This is a genomic window from Luteolibacter arcticus, from assembly GCF_025950235.1.
Classification (GTDB): domain Bacteria; phylum Verrucomicrobiota; class Verrucomicrobiia; order Verrucomicrobiales; family Akkermansiaceae; genus Haloferula; species Haloferula arctica.
In genome coordinates, this window is the sequence record NZ_JAPDDT010000001.1 from 515,943 (window position 1) to 532,030 (window position 16,088).

The following is a 16,088-nucleotide window of genomic DNA, read 5'->3' on the forward strand; positions in this document are numbered from 1 at the left end:
TCGCTGACCAGTCGCGACCGCTTGATGGCTGGCAGATACAGGGATTGAAGGAACGTCCTTTGTTGCTCCAATGGCCCAAACCGGGTTCGAGTCCCGTCCGCTCCGCCACTCTTTACGAGTGGCCAAAGGTTAAAAGCCGCCCTTCGGGGCGGCTTCTTTTTTTGCGAGGGTGCGCCGGATTTTTGACCGGCAGTGAAGGACCGTTCGTGCCGGTCTGAAGACCGGCGCTCCCGTGGTATTTCCGCTCCGGCGCGTCGAACCGGGGCCTGCTTTGGAGGTGCTCTATTTTTGCCCGGTCTCGTCTTGGAAGTTTCCGCCGGGAACTCGTAGTATCCCGCACATGAGTTCTGGCGACCCGCATCAGATCGAAGGCCTGCGCCGCCGACCCGCGAAGGGTGGTTTCCCATGGCTGCGCGCCTCGGTTTTCGTCATCGTGCTCGCCGGGGCGATCCTGCCCTTCACGCCGCCGGGGCAGAAAATCCTGCGCGGCGTGAAGAACCTGATCCAACCGCCTCCGCCGCCGGTCGTGGAAAAGCAGGTCGACGATTCGGCGGACCAGATGCGCGATCTGGAAGCCCGCCACCGCCAGAAGATGGAGGAATTGGAGGCGAACTACCAACGCGAGGTTGCCAACTTGAAGAAGCAGGCCGAGGACGCCGAACGGCGCGCCACGGCCCCGGAGCCGCCGCTTTCCGCCCACACCGCCAATAGCGGCGGCGACGTCCGCACGTTGCGCTCCGGCATCCCCTTCAAAACCGAGGTGAAGGTCGACAAGGGCGGCATTGCCTCGGTGGAGCGGAAGGACGCCAACTCCTACACCGCCGAGTACAAGCTCAGCATCCGCGTGCCCGAGCCATCGAAGACGCTGGACCAGCTTCAGACCGTTAATCCGCGGCTCTCAAAGCTCTTACCCGGGCTTCCGGTATTGCTGGAAAAACCTGAGGTTTCCCGTTGGTTCTATGAACTTTACGACAGGAAAACAAGGAGCTTGAAGGAGGATTCAACGAAGCTCAACGAGCTCCTGACCAAGCACAACTACTACGACTGCGAAACCATGCTCAACCTGACCCACCCGCAAAGCGGCCGGAAGGTTTTCCTGCTGCAGGCGGAGATGGATGTGGTCTCGGATGGCTCCGACGGCGACCGGCTGCCGACGATGCCAGACGAGATCGTCAATTCCACCCATTACCAACCCTACACGAGCTACGGCTGGCCCAAGAAGACGACCACGCCAAACCCGATGATCGCCGGCTTTGAAAAGCGGATCGCAGGTGCCAACAAGGAATTGGCCGCTGCCGCGACCACGGCGGAGCGCAAGACCTGGCTGCGGAACCGCATCAAGGAGCTTCAGCGGGGCATCGATGACATGAAGAGCCGCAGCTTCCTGATCGCGGATTATGACCCGTTCATCGTGATTCCCGTGAACCTGCTCACGGCGCGGGAGCCGTTTTCGCCCAAGGTCGGCGACTACGCCGTGGTGGTGCATGGCGACAAGCTTTACCCGGCTATCGTGGGTGACGGCGGCCCGACGTTCAAAGTGGGTGAGGCTTCGCTGCGCATGGCGAAGCAGATCAATCCGCGGGCCTCATCCTACAGCCGTCCGGAGTCCGATCTGGTGGTGACTTACGTGGTTTTTCCGGGCTCGCGCGAGGAGACCAAGGGGCCGCCAGACTATGAGAAATGGCGGACGCGCTGCGAGGAACTGATCAAGGAATGTGGCGGCCTCGGTGAAGGGGTGGCGCTGCACCGTTGGGAGAACCTTTTGCCAAACGCTACGCCGCCTCCGGCGCCAACTCCAGTTCCGGCTCCCCCGGCACCGTCCGGGGCTCCTGCTCCTGCTCCCTCGGGAACTCCGGCGCCGGCACCTGCACCGGCTCCGCAGCGCTAGGGAAGTTCGATCGGCCCCTTGGGAGCGCGGTATCGAAGGACCATTCGGGCCGGTCTGAAGACCGGCGCTCCCGGGACTTCACCACCTACGCCAATTCGGCGGCGATGGGGTCCACCAGCGGCGAGCCTTCACGAGTCAGCACCAGCGAGTCGCCATGCATCTCCGCCAAGCCTTCCTCTAACAATCGCGGCACTATGGCGCGATCCACGAGCGAAAGCGGCACGCCTTCCTCGGTGCGCAGCATCAGGGCGATGCGCTCGAGACGGCGCTGCTCCGCATCGAGCGATTCGCTCTCCACGACTGCGTTCCCCAGCGAGCTGATCATGAGGACGTAGCCTGCGGTGTCGGCGATGTTCTTCAATCTCTCGCCGCCGAGCGTCGATACCGCCGAGGGGCCAAGCCCGAGGTAATCTTCACCGCGCCAGTAGCCGCGGTTATGGGTCGATCGGAAGCCGGGCTGGGCGTAGTTGGAGGTCTCGTAGTGCTCGAAGCCAGCAGCGCGGAGGAGATCGTCGGCCAGGAAGAACTGCGTGGCATCACGATCCTCGTCGGCATCCATCGTGCCGCGCTTCAGCCCCTCGAAGAAGGCGGTGTCCTCTTCGTAGGTGAGGTTGTAGGCGGAAATGTGGTCCGGCTCCAGGGCGATGGCGGTTTCCAAGGTTTGCCGCCAGTCATCGTGGGAGAGCCCGGGAATCGAGAACATCAGGTCGATGTTCACCGCCGGCATTCCCGCTTCACGCAGGATTTTGACGGCTTCTGCGGCCTGCGCGGGGTCGTGTTCGCGGCCGAGCGTTTCAAGGACGTGCGGAGTGAAGGATTGGATGCCCAGCGAGACACGGGACACGCCGAGTTCCCGGAAAAGCCGCGCTTTCGCCACGTCAAAGGTGGCGGGATTCGCCTCAAGCGTCACTTCGTCGAGCGACTGGAGATCAAGAAGTTCTCCTAGTCCTCCGAAGAGCGTTCGAAGATGGGTGGGGGACAGCATCGAGGGCGTCCCACCGCCGAGGTAGAGCGTCCGCGGTTTCTCCTCCAGTGCCGCAATCCGGCCGCGGGCCTCATCTAACAGCGCCGCGACGAATGCCCCGATCGACGTGTCGCCCGGCGTATGCTTGTAAAACGAGCAGTAGGGGCAGACCCGGTGGCAGAAGGGGATGTGGAGGTAGAGGAGCATCAAAGCCGCGCGGGCCGGCGGAAGAGAGCATGGCCGCGCTCAAATGACCAGTGTCCGGCGCGAAATGCCCTTTGCAAGTCCGGCGGGGGCGGGGAACATGGCGCGGCTCCATCCCACTTCACCGCACGATGCACATCCGTCCCCGCCGCAACCGCCGCACCCCGGCGATCCGATCGCTGGTCCGCGAGAATGTCCTCAGCCCGGCGGATTTCATCCTGCCGCTGTTCCTGCACGAGGACTCCGTTGATACGCCGATCGCCTCGATGCCCGGCGTGAGCCGCTGGTCGCTGGAGGGACTCGTGAAGGAGGCGGGCGAGGCTCATGCGCTGGGCGTTCCCGCGGTGGTGCTGTTTCCGAAGATCGAGGAGAGCCTCAAGACGCCCCTTGCCGAGGAGTGCCACAATGACGACGGGCTGGTGCCGCGGGCGATCCGTGCGCTCAAGGCGGCCTACCCGACGCTGTGCATCATCACCGACGTGGCGCTCGATCCCTACAATTCCGATGGCCACGACGGCGTCGTGATGCGCGACGAGCGAGGTGATCTGCAGATTCTGAATGACGAGACGGTGGAAATCCTCTGCCAGCAGGCGCTTTGCCACGCCCGTGCGGGAGCGGACATCGTTTCGCCCAGCGACATGATGGACGGCCGGGTGGCCGCGCTGCGCTCGGCGCTGGATGCGGAGGGCTTCGATCAGCTGTCGATCCTCAGTTACTCGGCCAAGTATGCTTCCGCCTACTACGGCCCGTTTCGCGGGGCGCTCGATTCCGCTCCAAAGGAAGGCGACAAGAAGACCTACCAGATGGATCCCGGCAATGCCCGCGAGGCGGTGCGCGAGGTGATGTTGGATGAGGCCGAGGGCGCGGACATGGTCATGGTCAAGCCGGCCGGTCCCTACCTCGACATCATCGCGAGGATCCGCGAGTGCACGACGCTGCCGGTGGCCGCCTACCAAGTCAGCGGCGAGTATCTCATGATCGAGAGCGCCGCGGCCGCCGGTTGGGTCGATGCCAAGGCCGTCGCGCTCGAAAGCCTGATGGGCATCAAGCGCGCCGGAGCGGACATGATCCTGACCTACTACGCCAAGAGGGCGGCGGGGTGGCTGAGGGAATGACCGCAGATCAGCGGCTTTGAAGTAGCTCACGCCACTTCCTTGGGTCCGATTGCTGGTGAAGGAACGCAACCAACACCACTTCGTCGCCATCACTGCGGAACAGAATGGCGTACGGAAACCTCTTCAAGTTCCTTCGGCGGTGGGTGCGCTCAACATCGGATGTCCCTCCGGCGACTACAAGATCCCTTGAAGAGCATCGCATTCCTCGGTGACTCAGAGTCAAAGCCCGACGTCTTGGCGCTCGTAGTGGTCGAATGCCGCTTCGACTTCAAAGTCCGCAGAGTCGAGAACGCGCAACTTCATGGGCGAGGGTATTTCGCCTCGATCCTATCAAGGAAATCGGTCCAAACAGTGGAGCCGATATCACCCCGCTTGTAGGCTTCCCAACGGGATTCGCATTCTTCCGCGGCCTTGCGCTTCCACTCCTCATCCGCTGCCACCTCCAGGCTGGAGTAAAGCAGGTCGGCGAGTCGGAGGCGGGCCAATGGAGGAAGCTTGAGAGCTTCCTGCTCGAGAATGAGAGCGTCCATTCCAGAGGCTAGCATTCTCCCCGTTGTGACGGAAAGGCGAAGTTCCGCCGTCCACGCCGTGTCGACAGGATGTCGACACTCCTTACGCGTAGCTGCGGATCGACAGGTGCACGGCCTCGAATTCCAGCGGCTCCTTGTGCAGCACCGGCTCGACCCCCGCGCCTTTGTACTCCCAAGCGGAGACGTGGCAGAACTTGTCGTCGTGGCGTTTGGCCTCGCCGGGCTGGGTCTTGCCGGACTGGACCTCGGGGTCGGCTTCGGTGAATTGGTGCTCGGTGCGGAAGTGGCCGCCGCAGCTTTCCTCGCGGTCGCGGGCGTCGTAGCACATCATCTCGCCGAATTCGAGGAAGTCCGCGACGCGGGCGGCTTTCTCCAGTTCCATGTTCGCTTGGGCGCCGGAACCAGGGACACGGACGTTCTGCCAGAACTCCTCGCGGATCGCGGGGATCTCGGCGATCGCCTCGGTCAGGCCTTCGCGGGAGCGGGCCATTCCGCACTTGTTCCACATGACCTCGCCAAGCTGCTTGTGGAAGCTGTCCACGGTGCGCTTGCCATTGATCGAAAGCAGCTTGTTGGTGCGCTCGTTGACCTCGGCCTCGGTCGCCTTGAACTCGGGCTGATCGGGCTTGATCGTGCCGGGCTTCTGCGTCGCGAGGTAGTTCGCGATGGTCGCGGGAATGACGAAGTAGCCATCGGCGAGGCCCTGCATGAGGGCGGAGGCACCGAGGCGGTTCGCGCCGTGGTCGGAGAAGTTCGCTTCGCCCAGCACGTGCAGGCCGGGGACGTTTGACATCAGGTTGTAGTCCACCCAGAGGCCGCCCATGGTGTAGTGCACCGCGGGGTAAATCATCATCGGCTGCTTGTAGGGGTCCTGGCCGGCGATCTTGTCGTACATCTGGAACAAGTTGCCGTAGCGGGCGCGGATGGTCGCCTCGCCGAGACGAGCGGTGGCATCGCGGAAATCCAGATACACGCCGAGGCCGGTCTTCGCGATGCCTCGGCCATCGTCGCAGGCTTCCTTCGCAGCGCGTGAGGAAATGTCGCGCGGGGCGAGGTTGCCGAAGGACGGGTATTTGCGCTCGAGGTAGTAGTCGCGGTCATCCTCGGCCACATCGGAGGCGGTGAGCTGGCCCTTGCGGATTTTCTCGGCGATCTCGCGGGTCTTCGGTGCCCAGACGCGGCCGTCATTGCGCAACGATTCGGACATCAGGGTGAGCTTCGACTGGTAGTCGCCGCTGACCGGGATGCAGGTTGGGTGGATCTGGGTGTAGCAAGGGTTTGCGAAGAGAGCCCCGCGCTTCGCTGCGCGCCAGGCTGCGGTGACGTTGCAGCCCATCGCGTTGGTCGAGAGGAAGAAGACGTTGCCGTAGCCGCCGGTCGCAAGGATGACGGCGTCGCCGGCGTGGGACTCGATCTTGCCGGTGACCATGTCGCGCACGACGATGCCTTTGGCGTGACCGTCCACGAGGACGACATCGAGCATCTCGGTGCGCGGATACATCGTCACTCCGCCCTTGTGGATCTCCTTCTCGAGCGCCTGGTAGCAGCCGATGAGAAGCTGCTGCCCGGTCTGGCCGCGGGCGTAGAAAGTACGGGAAACCTGCGCGCCGCCGAAGGAGCGGTTGTCGAGGAGACCGCCGTATTCGCGGGCGAAGGGCACGCCTTGGGCCACGCATTGGTCGATGATGTTCACCGAGACCTCGGCCAGGCGGTGGACATTGGCCTCACGCGCGCGGAAGTCGCCGCCCTTGATCGTGTCGTAGAACAGGCGATGCACCGAGTCGCCATCGTTCTGGTAGTTCTTCGCACCGTTGATCCCGCCCTGTGCAGCGATGGAGTGGGCGCGGCGCGGGCTATCCTGGTAGCAGAAACATTTCACCTTGTAGCCCAGTTCCGCGAGCGTCGCGGCCGCGGCACCCCCGGCGAGGCCGGAACCGACGACGAGAATGGTGAACTTCCGCTTGTTCGCCGGGTTGATCAGCTTGGAGTCCATTTTGTGCTTGGACCACTTCTGATCGATCGGACCGGACGGGATTTTGCTGTCGAGAGACATGGGTGGAAAGGAGTGAGGGAAAGCGAAGGTTCAGCGTCCGAAGCCGAAGAAATTGATGGCGATCGGGATGGAGATGAAGCCGAGCCAGATGAGAATCGCGGAGCCTTTGGAAATGACGGTGATCAAGGGGGCGGACTTCTTTGACCGCAGGCCGAGCGTCTGGAACATCGCGCCGATGCCGTGGCTGAGGTGCGAGCAAAGCAGGGTCATCGCCAGGATATAGAAGGCCGAGACGTACCAGACCGAGAAACCGTCGATGACCATCTTCCACGCATCGTGGCGGCCGAGGGAGTCGCGGTAATCTTCGTAGGTATTGCCGGCGTGCAGGGTGAAGTGCAGCAGGTGGTAGATCACGAAGACGAGGATCGTGATGCCGCTCCAGATCATGATCAGGGAGGACTTGCTGGCCTGAATGGTGGCCTCCTTGGCATAGGCGGTGCGGGCTGCCTTGTTCTCTGCGGTCAGGGAAACCGTGGCGGCAATGTGCAAGGCAACGGCACCGAGCAGGCCGAGGCGGGCAATCCAAATACCTGCTCCATGGAGCAGGTGCTTCAGCAGCTCGGCGTATTCGTTGAAGGCGTCGCGGCCCACGAACACCAGCAGGTTGCCCGCGAGGTGACCGGCGATGAAGAGGACGAGCACGAGGCCCGTCAGGGCGACGATGAGTTTCCGGCCGATGGAGGATTTCCAAACGCGGCAGACAATGGGGAACGAGCAGGCGGATGCGTTCATGGGCGGTGGTTTCGAGACCGGCGCACGCGAGAATTAGGTTTGGCCCTGCGGCCATGCAAGGGGAGACTCCCCGTGCCGCAGGATCAGCGGTGAAAAAAGCGAATCCTGCGGATTAAAATGGTTTGGCGAGGCCGAGGTAGGCGGCCCCGATGCCAGCGGCGAGCACCAGTCCGAGCAGGGCCGGGGCGGGAAGCACCTTGCGCTTGGCGAGGGCGGGAGCGGCGCCGAGGAAGAGCCAGAGCACGATCTTGGCGTGCCACCAGCCGCCGGTGCCAGCGAGCTTGAGGCTGAAAAGCATGTGGAGGCCGACCAAAAGGAGCAGCAAGAGGGAGACACCGTGCAGGATATTCGCCCATTTCTTGGTGCCTTCGCCCGCGGCGGCGATAATCGCGCCCATGGCGGTGAACACGCCGAGCGCCCCGGCCAAATGGAGTGTCTTGAGGAGGAAAGGATTCATCGGCGGGAAGTCTGGCCGGACGACGAATCCGGGCAAGGGAAACCTCCCTTAAGGAATGCTACTTTCGCGCAAGCGCCTCGAGAAACTCCTCGTGAGTCAGGCATGCGCCAGGATCAAGGTCCATTTCCTCCGAACGACGGTAGGCCTCGGCCAAGTCCTCATCGTCCTCTATGGGGCTTGCCATGGCAGAAGATTGATCCGGTTGCGCCGCGAATTCAAGCCGAGGAACCTCACGCCGTCGCCGCCAGTTTCGGAATCGCCGCCAGCAGCTTCTTCGTGTAGGCGTTCTGCGGATTCGCGAAAAGCGCTTCGGCCTCGCCTTCCTCGACGATTTTTCCCTTGTACATCACCACGATGCGGTCGGCCAGGTAGCGCACGACGCCGAGGTCGTGGGTGATGAAAATCATCGTCAGTCCCAGCTCGGCGCGCAGTTTTTTGAGCAGATTCAGGATTTGCGACTGGATCGAGACGTCGAGCGCGGACACCGGTTCGTCCGCGATCACCAGCTTCGGTTCCGGAGCCAGGGCCCGGGCGATAGCGATGCGCTGGCGCTGGCCGCCGGAGAATTCGTGCGGGTATTTCTTCTGGAAACGCGGGTCGAGACCCACGGTTTCCATCAGCTTGGCGACCCGGGCGGAAAGATCGGCCCCGCCCACATTCGGGTGCCGCTGCTTGATCGCCTCGGCCAGCGTCGCGAAAATCGTCATCCGCGGGTTCAGCGAGGCGTAGGGGTCCTGGAAGATCATCTGGAAGTCCAGCCGGCGCTTGCGGACCTCGGACGACGGCAGTTTCGCGAGGTCCTCGCCATTCATGATGATCGACCCGGCCGTCGGCCGCAGGAGCTGCATGACGGTGCGGGAAAGCGTGGACTTTCCGCAGCCGGATTCGCCGACCAGACCGAGAATTTCGCCCTTCTCGATCGACAGGCTGACCCCGTCCACCGCCTTGATCGTCTCCACGTGCGGGGAAAAGATCGAGCCGGCGCGCTTTTTGAAGTGGGTCTGCAGTTCGCGGATTTCGAGGTAGGCCACACGCCTTTCAAAGCATGACACAATCCGCCCGGCACGGAAAAAAGCATCGGAGTTGCGAGCGTCTTTGGCCTTGTAATTTTCCCCCGCTTGCCACGGCGGACCGGGGACGCCTATTTTTCCTCCCCGCCCATGTCTGACGTCCCGACCGAAGCTGCCGCGCAGCACATCGCCACCATTGCCAAGGAAACCGGCATCTCCGTGACCTCCGTCGCGTCCACTGCCAAGCTGCTCGCGGAAGGCGCGACGGTTCCTTTCATTTCCCGCTACCGCAAGGAGGCCACCGGATCGCTCGATGAAGTGCAGATTCAGGCCGTGCGCGACCGCATGGTGCAGCTTGCCGAACTCGATAGCCGCCGCGTTTCGATCATCAAGTCACTCGAGGAGCGCAACCTGCTCACCCCGGAACTGAAGAAGAAGATCGACGCCGCCAGCACCATGACGGTGCTGGAAGACATTTTCGCGCCCTTCCGCCCGAAGCGCGTCACTCGTGCGACGAAGGCGAAAGAAAAGGGCCTCGAGCCGCTCGCCGACTGGCTGCTCGCCAATCAGGGTGCCGAACCGGCCGACGAGGCCGCCAAATTCGTAAATGCCGAGAAGGAGGTCCCGGACGCCAATGACGCCCTCGCCGGAGCTCGCGACATCATCGCCGAGCGCGTGGCCGACGATGCCGCGCTGCGCGGCCGGGTCCGCCGGATTTACGAGGAAGAGGCGACCGTCGCCTCCAAGGTGATGTACGGAAAGGACACCGACGCCGAAGCCGCGAAGTTCCGCGACTACTTCGAGTGGAGCGAGCCCTTCAAATCCATCCCGTCCCACCGCATGCTGGCGATCCGACGCGGCGAGAAGGAAAGCTTCCTCATCATGCGGATCGAGGTTCCGCTGGAACGCGTCAGCCGCATCGCCGAGCCCGAATGGGTCACCGGCCGCGGCCCGGCTGCCGATCAGGTGAAGCTCGCCGTGGACGACGGTTGCAAGCGTCTGCTTATGCCCTCGATGGAGACCGAGATGCGCCTCGCTGGCAAGAAAGCCGCCGATGAAACCGCGATCCGCGTCTTCGCCGACAACCTCCGCGAGCTGCTGCTCGCCTCGCCACTCGGCCGCAAGCGCACCCTCGCCATCGACCCGGGCTTCCGCACCGGCTGCAAGACCGTGGTGCTCGATGCCCAGGGTGCGCTGCTTCATCACACCGTGCTCTACGCGACCGCGGGATCTAACAACCAGATGTATGAAGCCGCGGTAGAACTCGCCGGTCTTCTCACGAAATACAAGGTGGAAGCCATCGCGATCGGCAACGGCACCGCAGGCCGCGAGACCGAGGCCTTTGTGAAGAAGCTCAAGCTTCCGTCCGGCATCCCCGTCATCATGGTCAACGAGTCTGGTGCCTCGATCTACTCGGCCTCGGATGTTGCCCGCGAGGAGTTCCCCAACGAGGATCTCACCGTTCGTGGTGCCGTGTCCATCGGCCGCCGTCTGATGGATCCGCTCGCCGAACTGGTGAAGATCGACGCGAAGTCGATTGGCGTCGGCCAGTACCAGCACGATGTCGACCAGCGCGCGCTCAAGACCAGCCTCGATGACACCGTCATCAGTGCGGTGAACGCCGTCGGCGTGGAACTCAATACCGCGTCGAAGCAACTGCTCGCCTACGTCTCCGGCCTGAACGCTTCCCTTGCTGAAAATATCGTGGCCTTCCGCACCGAACACGGCGGCTTCTCCTCGCGCGATGAGTTGAAGAAGGTCCCGCGCCTCGGCGAGAAGGCCTTCGAACAGGCTGCCGGCTTCCTTCGCATCCGCGACAGCAAGCACCCGCTCGACGGCTCGTCGGTCCACCCGGAGCGCTATCCCTTGGTCGAGCGCATGGCTGCCGACGTCGGTTGCGAGGTCGCTGACTTGCTGACCAACGAGACGGCGCGCAAGAAGATCGACCTCAAGCAGTACGTCTCCGGTGACGTCGGATTGCCGACGCTCCAGGACATCTTCGCGGAACTCTCCAAGCCCGGCCGCGACCCGCGCGCGCAGTTCGAGCATTTCTCGTTCGCCGAGGGCGTCGAGAAGCCGTCCGACCTCAAGGCTGGGATGAAGCTGCCCGGCATCGTCACCAATGTCGCAGCCTTCGGAGCCTTCGTCGATGTGGGCGTCCACCAGGACGGCCTCGTTCACGTCAGCCAACTCGCCGACCACTTCATCCGTGATGCCAGCGAGGTCGTCAAAGTGGGCCAACGCGTCAACGTGACCGTCATGGAAGTCGATCTCCCGCGGAACCGCATCTCCCTCTCCATGAAGTCCAAGCCGGACATGGAGCCGCGCCGCGCCCCCGCAGGCGGCGGCGGTGGTGGCAATGATCGCGGCCCTCGTCCTGATCAGCGCCGCGACAACCGTCCGCAGCAGGGCGGGGGCGGTGGTGGCAATGACTGGTTCAGCCAGGCATTGGGTCAGGCGAAGAAGAAGTGAGCCTTTGGAGTGCGGTGGCTTGTCACCGCTTTCGAGCAGGCGACTTGTCGCCGTGAAGCACCCTTACGTCCGCCTTTCTTCCTCCTCGGCAAGCCTCGGTCGGGAAAGCTGCGACGAGTGGCAGCACTCCATACAGACTGCGAAATTCCACGTGCGAGAATCAGCACGTTTCTCTCATTCTCCACCGGATGAAGATCACCAAGGTATGCTGCCAAGGCTGCGGGGCGGATTTGCAGGTCGATGAGACGATCCGCTTCGCCACCTGCAACTACTGTCATGCCCGTCTCGAGATCGTCCATGATCCTACGGTGACGCACACGCGTCTGCTGGAGAACATCGGGCGGACGACCGAGCAGATGGCAGGGAACCTCCGGGTGATTGAGCTTCAGAATGACTTGGAGCGGCTTGACCGGGAGTGGGAGAATCGCCGGGAGAGCTTCATGGTGACAGGAAAGCACGGCCATCGTTCCTTGCCGAGCGAAGCAGGGAGCATCACTGGTGGAGTGATCGCAATCGTGGCAGGCGTCGTCTGGATGTCCTTTGCCGCCGGGATGGGTGCTCCGTTTCCGTTTCCCTTGTTTGGTCTGTTGTTCATCGGGTTCGCGATTTTCGGAATGATCAACGGCACCAGCAAGGCATCCGGCTATAGGGATGCAAAACGCTCATTTAATGAGCGGAGAAATAATCTTATCCGCCAAATCGAGGAGTCTCGTCGCAGCTGACCTACGAAGAAGCACGGAAGCCGGTATGGTTTTGACGAGTTGCACCGGAGGCCAAGGCCGTGCAAAGTAATGCAACGTGAAAACCCTCGCCCGATTTTTAATCCGTCACGCCTCCGGCCGCGACGCCACCCGGATCGCCGGAATTCAGGTCCGGTCCTGTCAGGCTGCCTGTCAGGGCTTGGTGCCTGAAACCAAGCTCCGGGAACTCGACGCATCGCGCCGGGCGTTGGAGTGGAAGGACATGCTGGGAACCCCTTGCCAGCAGACCGTATTGGTCGCGATGAGGGGCGACCGCATGGCCGGCTTCTGCACGCTGTCGCAGTCGCAGGATCCCGATGCGAGTTCCGCCACCGCCGAGATCAGTTCGTTCTTCGTCGATCCCCTTGCGTGGGGTCGTGGCGCCGGTCATGAGCTGGCGGAAGAAGTCATGGATCAGGCGAAACGCCGCGGTTATTCGCGGATCACCCAGTGGGTCATCGGCGCGAACGACCGGGCCAAGCGATTCTGCGAGAGCCTCGGCTTTGCTCCCGATGGATCGGAGAAAACCGAGGAGATCTCCGGCTGCCCGGTGCAAGAGTTGCGCTACTCCAAGGCCCTCTGATCCTCGGTCACTTCATTCTCGCTTCCAGGCGCGCGAATCCGCGCGAACCGAGCGGTGTGGCATTCCGCCAGACCGCTTCCAATTTTCCGGGTGCGACCGTGGTGGTGCCGTAAAGCGCCATCAGTCGTGCCGGACTCATGGCGGGCGTAGCGGAGGAGATTACCCTGTATTCCACATCCGCGGCGGCGATGTCGGCGGGGATAATCAGGCAGAAGTAGTCGGCCGTGACGCCGTTCACCGTCAGGCTGCGGATTTCGTGACGGGGGCCATCGCTGCCGGGGGTGAGCGGGTTGCTGCCGTTGAGGAATTCAATCAGGTTCGCGCGGCCGTCGCCATCGCTGTCGGTGCTTTGGGAGGTGGCCAGCAAGCCGCGGGTCGTGGCCCACGTCGCGAATGGCGTGCCTGACGTGCCGACGGGATTTCCGTTGAGCTTGAGATTTGTCGGCTGGCTCTGGGTTCCGCTGCCGGTGAAACCGATGGTCCCGGTCGAGTTGTTAGGCAACGAATAGCCACCCCACGTGGGATTGGAGGCCGTATGGGTGTTGCCACTCTTCCCGCCATAGACGCCGTCCCACATGGACGCCACGGTGAAGGGGGCGTCGAACTGGATGGTCCAGGTGCTCAGCGCCGCACCGGTCTGATTGTTGAGCAGGAGCTGGCCTTGGTAGCCGGTGCCCCAATCGTCGGTGACTTGAAGCGTGAGCGTCAGCCCGCCGGCCATGGCGTGCGAGGTCCATCCTGCGTCGGGGTCGAGCGGCGGATCGACGGGATCTACTGGTTCGCCTGCGATCCACTCGACGAAGGCGGTGGAGAGGTCGGGGTGGCTGGCGTGCTCGTGGCCGATCTCCCAACAGCCGACACCACGGATGACGGCCGAGTTTGCCAGGACGCTGTCGGATGGAGAGAGGAGCGCGTCCATCTTTCGCTTCATCGCGTCGGGCGGTGTGAACCATTCGCCGCCGATTTCCACTTCGAGGGAGTCGGCGTTGGGAATGAAGGCTGCGGGGTTGGCGGCCCAAGTATCCCTCACTGCCGACCACGACCTGTTGTTAGATCCGTAGAAGGGGAGGCCGCAGACGATCTTGCTCGCCGGGAAGCCCTTGCCGATCGCGTAGTCGATGCCGCCCTTCACCGAGGCTTCGGGCAAGGTGTCGTTGGCCAGTGTCCACTGGACCGATCCGGGCTTGCGCATCGGACCATTGGCCGGGTTCTTCCAGTCGTAGCCGAAGTAGAAGAAGAAGTCGCAGTGCGGATGCAGCGCGGCGAAGTCGAAGCTGCCCATGAACCAGCCGGGTCCGCCGCCGAACATCACGATGTAGCGCGGGTCCTCCGCCTTCACCGTGGCATACAGCGTCTGCATCAGCAGCGTGAAATTCGCCCGTGCCGTGGCATCGGCGGGGAACTCGTAGTCGATGTCCACACCGTCGAGGTCGTGGTCATCCAAGAACGCGACGACATTGTTAGAAAATGTCTGCCGCAGCGCCGGGCTTGCGGCGATGGTCGCGAACTGGGTCGCGAGCGATGCCGGCGCGGCACCGCCGATCGATACGACGACGGACTTGTCCAGCGAATGCCCCTCCGCCACCACGGCAGGCAGGCAGCTCGAAAACGCGCCCAGTCCGGTGCCGATTGTGCCGTCCGACTTCGGTTCGGCAAAGGCGGTGATGATCACGTCGAAGGCCTCAAGGTTCGCTGCATCAAGGGCCGCAGGCAGGTCGGCGATGACCTGGTCCTGACCGTTCTCATTGCGCAGGGCATTGAGGTAGCCGAATGCCAGCGCTCTCGATGGTAATGTGGGCAGCCCCCGCAATGGACCTCCTGCGGGCGATGGTCCCTCGGTTCCCTCGGCCGGGATGGCGTCGCCCGCGAGCACGGAGTTGACCACATTGATCAATGGCGCGTCGGTGTTCGGGTTGAAGGGCAGCTTGTCATTGGTGGCCGAATCGGCGCGGAGATCGCCGAAGGCATGCCAGACGATCACGCCGCCGAGATTCTGATCGCGGACGTAGGCCGCCTTGTGACCGATGCTACGAGAGTCGTCGTAGCTGAGAAACGAGGTGCCTTTGGTGAGATACGGCACCTTCGCCACGTCGTCCCAATGCCGCGTCCAGCCGCTCCCCATGAGTTGGGTGATCCGCTGGTAGGTGGGTGTGGCATCGAAGGGTTCCCACGACGCAAAGTCGGCAGCGGTGACGATCGGGCCGTCTGGCTGCACGGTCTTGGAAATCTTCACCGTGGGTGCCCCGAGTGCCGCGGTGCCGTTGCACACCACGCCGCGGCCGTAAAAGCCGAGTCCCATCGCGATCTTCGAGCGAGGCACACCTTGGCTAATGAGATACTGCACGCTGGTGGAGCAGGCGAAGGTGGTAGTTTCCTGACCGGGGTGGGGGAAGAGCTGGGCATTGTGCCCGGCGAAATCCGACCAGCCGCCTTCGAAGTCGTAGGTCATCAGGTCGATCGAATCGAGCACGGCGGACATCGCCGGCCAATCGAAGCCGGCGAGCTTTGCCGGCGACGCCGACATGGCTGACGTGATCTCCTTGCCACTGCCGATCGCCGCGCGCAGCTCGGTGGCCAGCGTGAGGAAGTTCGCGTAGTCGGCATTCGTGCCGGTGAAGTTCATGCCGGCGAAAGCCCCGGGATACTCCCAATCGAAGTCGATGCCGTCGAAACCGAGCGCGATCAGCTTCTGGCAATCGGCGATGAAACGAGCGCGCTTCACCGGATCTGCTGCCATTTCGGGGAAGTGCTTGCACATCGACCATCCGCCGATCGCTGCCATCACCTTCACGCCTTTCGAGTGGGCGAGATCGAGGATTCCCGGAGCGGTTCCCGGCGGATGATAAGGCACTGGCAGCGGGCCGGAGAGACCGGTCGCGACGTGCTTCCAACCACCGTTGAAGGCGACGAAGCCGGCCGCTTGAACCGTGGCATTGATTTCCCACTGAGGCGTGAGGTTCCCCCAGATCAAGTGGTAGTCCCACGATGAGGAGACGTCGCCGTGCAGCAGCGGGGCGGGCTGCTGGGTGCTTCCCGCTTGATAGATGGCTTGATTCCGGTAGTCGCCGGAGTGCAGCGAGCCATCGTTCGCGACGCCGAAGAACGAAAAGTTAAGGTGGGTGTACTGCGAGTAATCGAGGTTGAGGTGATTCAGGAACCCTTGCTTCGGCAGGCCGGCACTGGTGGTCTTCCACGCATCCCATTGCGTCACGTAGCCGACCACACGCTTGGTATGATCGGCCGTGGTACGGGTCGGTTGGGAGTTTGCCCCCCATTGCGCGGAGAGCGTGGAAAGCGGCAACAGGCAAAGGAGGAGGTGGCGCAACATATTACGATCCCG

The 16,088-nt window shown here is 63.0% G+C and carries 13 protein-coding genes; 5 read left to right on the forward strand and 8 right to left on the reverse strand.

Annotation, left to right across the window (positions count from 1 at the left end):
* Positions 1–340: 340 nt before the first annotated feature.
* Positions 341–1,888, forward strand: a complete 1,548-nt coding sequence (locus OKA05_RS02145) for a glycoside hydrolase family 75 protein (RefSeq protein ID WP_264485443.1) — start codon at positions 341–343, stop codon at positions 1,886–1,888.
* 85 nt (positions 1,889–1,973) lie between these two features.
* Here the strand turns inward: OKA05_RS02145 and hemW are convergent, their stop codons facing one another.
* Positions 1,974–3,059, reverse strand: coding sequence for a radical SAM family heme chaperone HemW (hemW, locus tag OKA05_RS02150; protein WP_264485444.1), 1,086 nt, complete (start codon positions 3,057–3,059; stop codon positions 1,974–1,976).
* Between the two features lie 128 nt (positions 3,060–3,187).
* Between hemW and hemB the strand changes: the two genes are divergently transcribed.
* The gene (hemB, locus tag OKA05_RS02155) at positions 3,188–4,171 is read left to right on the forward strand and encodes a porphobilinogen synthase (RefSeq protein ID WP_264485445.1); all 984 of its coding nucleotides are present in this window, start codon (positions 3,188–3,190) and stop codon (positions 4,169–4,171) included.
* A gap of 299 nt (positions 4,172–4,470) precedes the next feature.
* On the opposite strand, the gene OKA05_RS02160 is transcribed toward hemB, so the two are convergent.
* The 6 genes from OKA05_RS02160 to OKA05_RS02185 form a co-directional block, all read right to left on the reverse strand.
* Positions 4,471–4,701, reverse strand: coding sequence for an addiction module protein (locus tag OKA05_RS02160; RefSeq protein ID WP_264485446.1), 231 nt, complete (start codon positions 4,699–4,701; stop codon positions 4,471–4,473).
* Positions 4,702–4,783: 82 nt separating this feature from the next.
* A complete protein-coding gene (locus OKA05_RS02165) occupies positions 4,784–6,754 on the reverse strand; it encodes a fumarate reductase/succinate dehydrogenase flavoprotein subunit (RefSeq protein WP_264485447.1) in 1,971 nt (656 codons plus the stop codon).
* Between the two features lie 30 nt (positions 6,755–6,784).
* Positions 6,785–7,486 (reverse strand): succinate dehydrogenase cytochrome b subunit, encoded by a 702-nt coding sequence (locus OKA05_RS02170; protein WP_264485448.1) that lies wholly within the window; start codon positions 7,484–7,486, stop codon positions 6,785–6,787.
* A 112-nt stretch (positions 7,487–7,598) separates the two neighbouring features.
* Positions 7,599–7,943 carry a hypothetical protein gene (locus tag OKA05_RS02175; RefSeq protein WP_264485449.1) on the reverse strand — a complete coding sequence of 115 codons (345 nt, stop codon included), beginning with the start codon at positions 7,941–7,943 and terminating at the stop codon, positions 7,599–7,601.
* Positions 7,944–8,001: 58 nt separating this feature from the next.
* Complete coding sequence (locus OKA05_RS02180) at positions 8,002–8,127, reverse strand: hypothetical protein (RefSeq protein WP_264485450.1); 126 nt, start codon at positions 8,125–8,127, stop codon at positions 8,002–8,004.
* A 46-nt stretch (positions 8,128–8,173) separates the two neighbouring features.
* Positions 8,174–8,974 carry an ATP-binding cassette domain-containing protein gene (locus tag OKA05_RS02185; RefSeq protein ID WP_264485451.1) on the reverse strand — a complete coding sequence of 267 codons (801 nt, stop codon included), beginning with the start codon at positions 8,972–8,974 and terminating at the stop codon, positions 8,174–8,176.
* A gap of 129 nt (positions 8,975–9,103) precedes the next feature.
* Here OKA05_RS02185 and OKA05_RS02190 point away from each other — a divergent pair, with 129 nt between their 5' ends.
* The 3 genes from OKA05_RS02190 to OKA05_RS02200 all read left to right on the forward strand — a co-directional run bounded on the left by OKA05_RS02190 (position 9,104) and on the right by OKA05_RS02200 (position 12,748).
* Positions 9,104–11,425: a Tex family protein gene (locus OKA05_RS02190; protein WP_264485452.1), complete on the forward strand. Its 2,322-nt coding sequence runs from the start codon at positions 9,104–9,106 to the stop codon at positions 11,423–11,425.
* A gap of 188 nt (positions 11,426–11,613) precedes the next feature.
* Positions 11,614–12,147 carry a hypothetical protein gene (locus OKA05_RS02195; RefSeq protein ID WP_264485453.1) on the forward strand — a complete coding sequence of 178 codons (534 nt, stop codon included), beginning with the start codon at positions 11,614–11,616 and terminating at the stop codon, positions 12,145–12,147.
* A gap of 76 nt (positions 12,148–12,223) precedes the next feature.
* Positions 12,224–12,748, forward strand: coding sequence for a GNAT family N-acetyltransferase (locus OKA05_RS02200; protein WP_264485454.1), 525 nt, complete (start codon positions 12,224–12,226; stop codon positions 12,746–12,748).
* Positions 12,749–12,755: 7 nt separating this feature from the next.
* Here OKA05_RS02200 and OKA05_RS02205 read toward each other — a convergent pair whose 3' ends face one another.
* Positions 12,756–16,076, reverse strand: a complete 3,321-nt coding sequence (locus tag OKA05_RS02205) for a glycosyl hydrolase family 18 protein (protein WP_264485455.1) — start codon at positions 16,074–16,076, stop codon at positions 12,756–12,758.
* Positions 16,077–16,088: the final 12 nt, after the last annotated feature.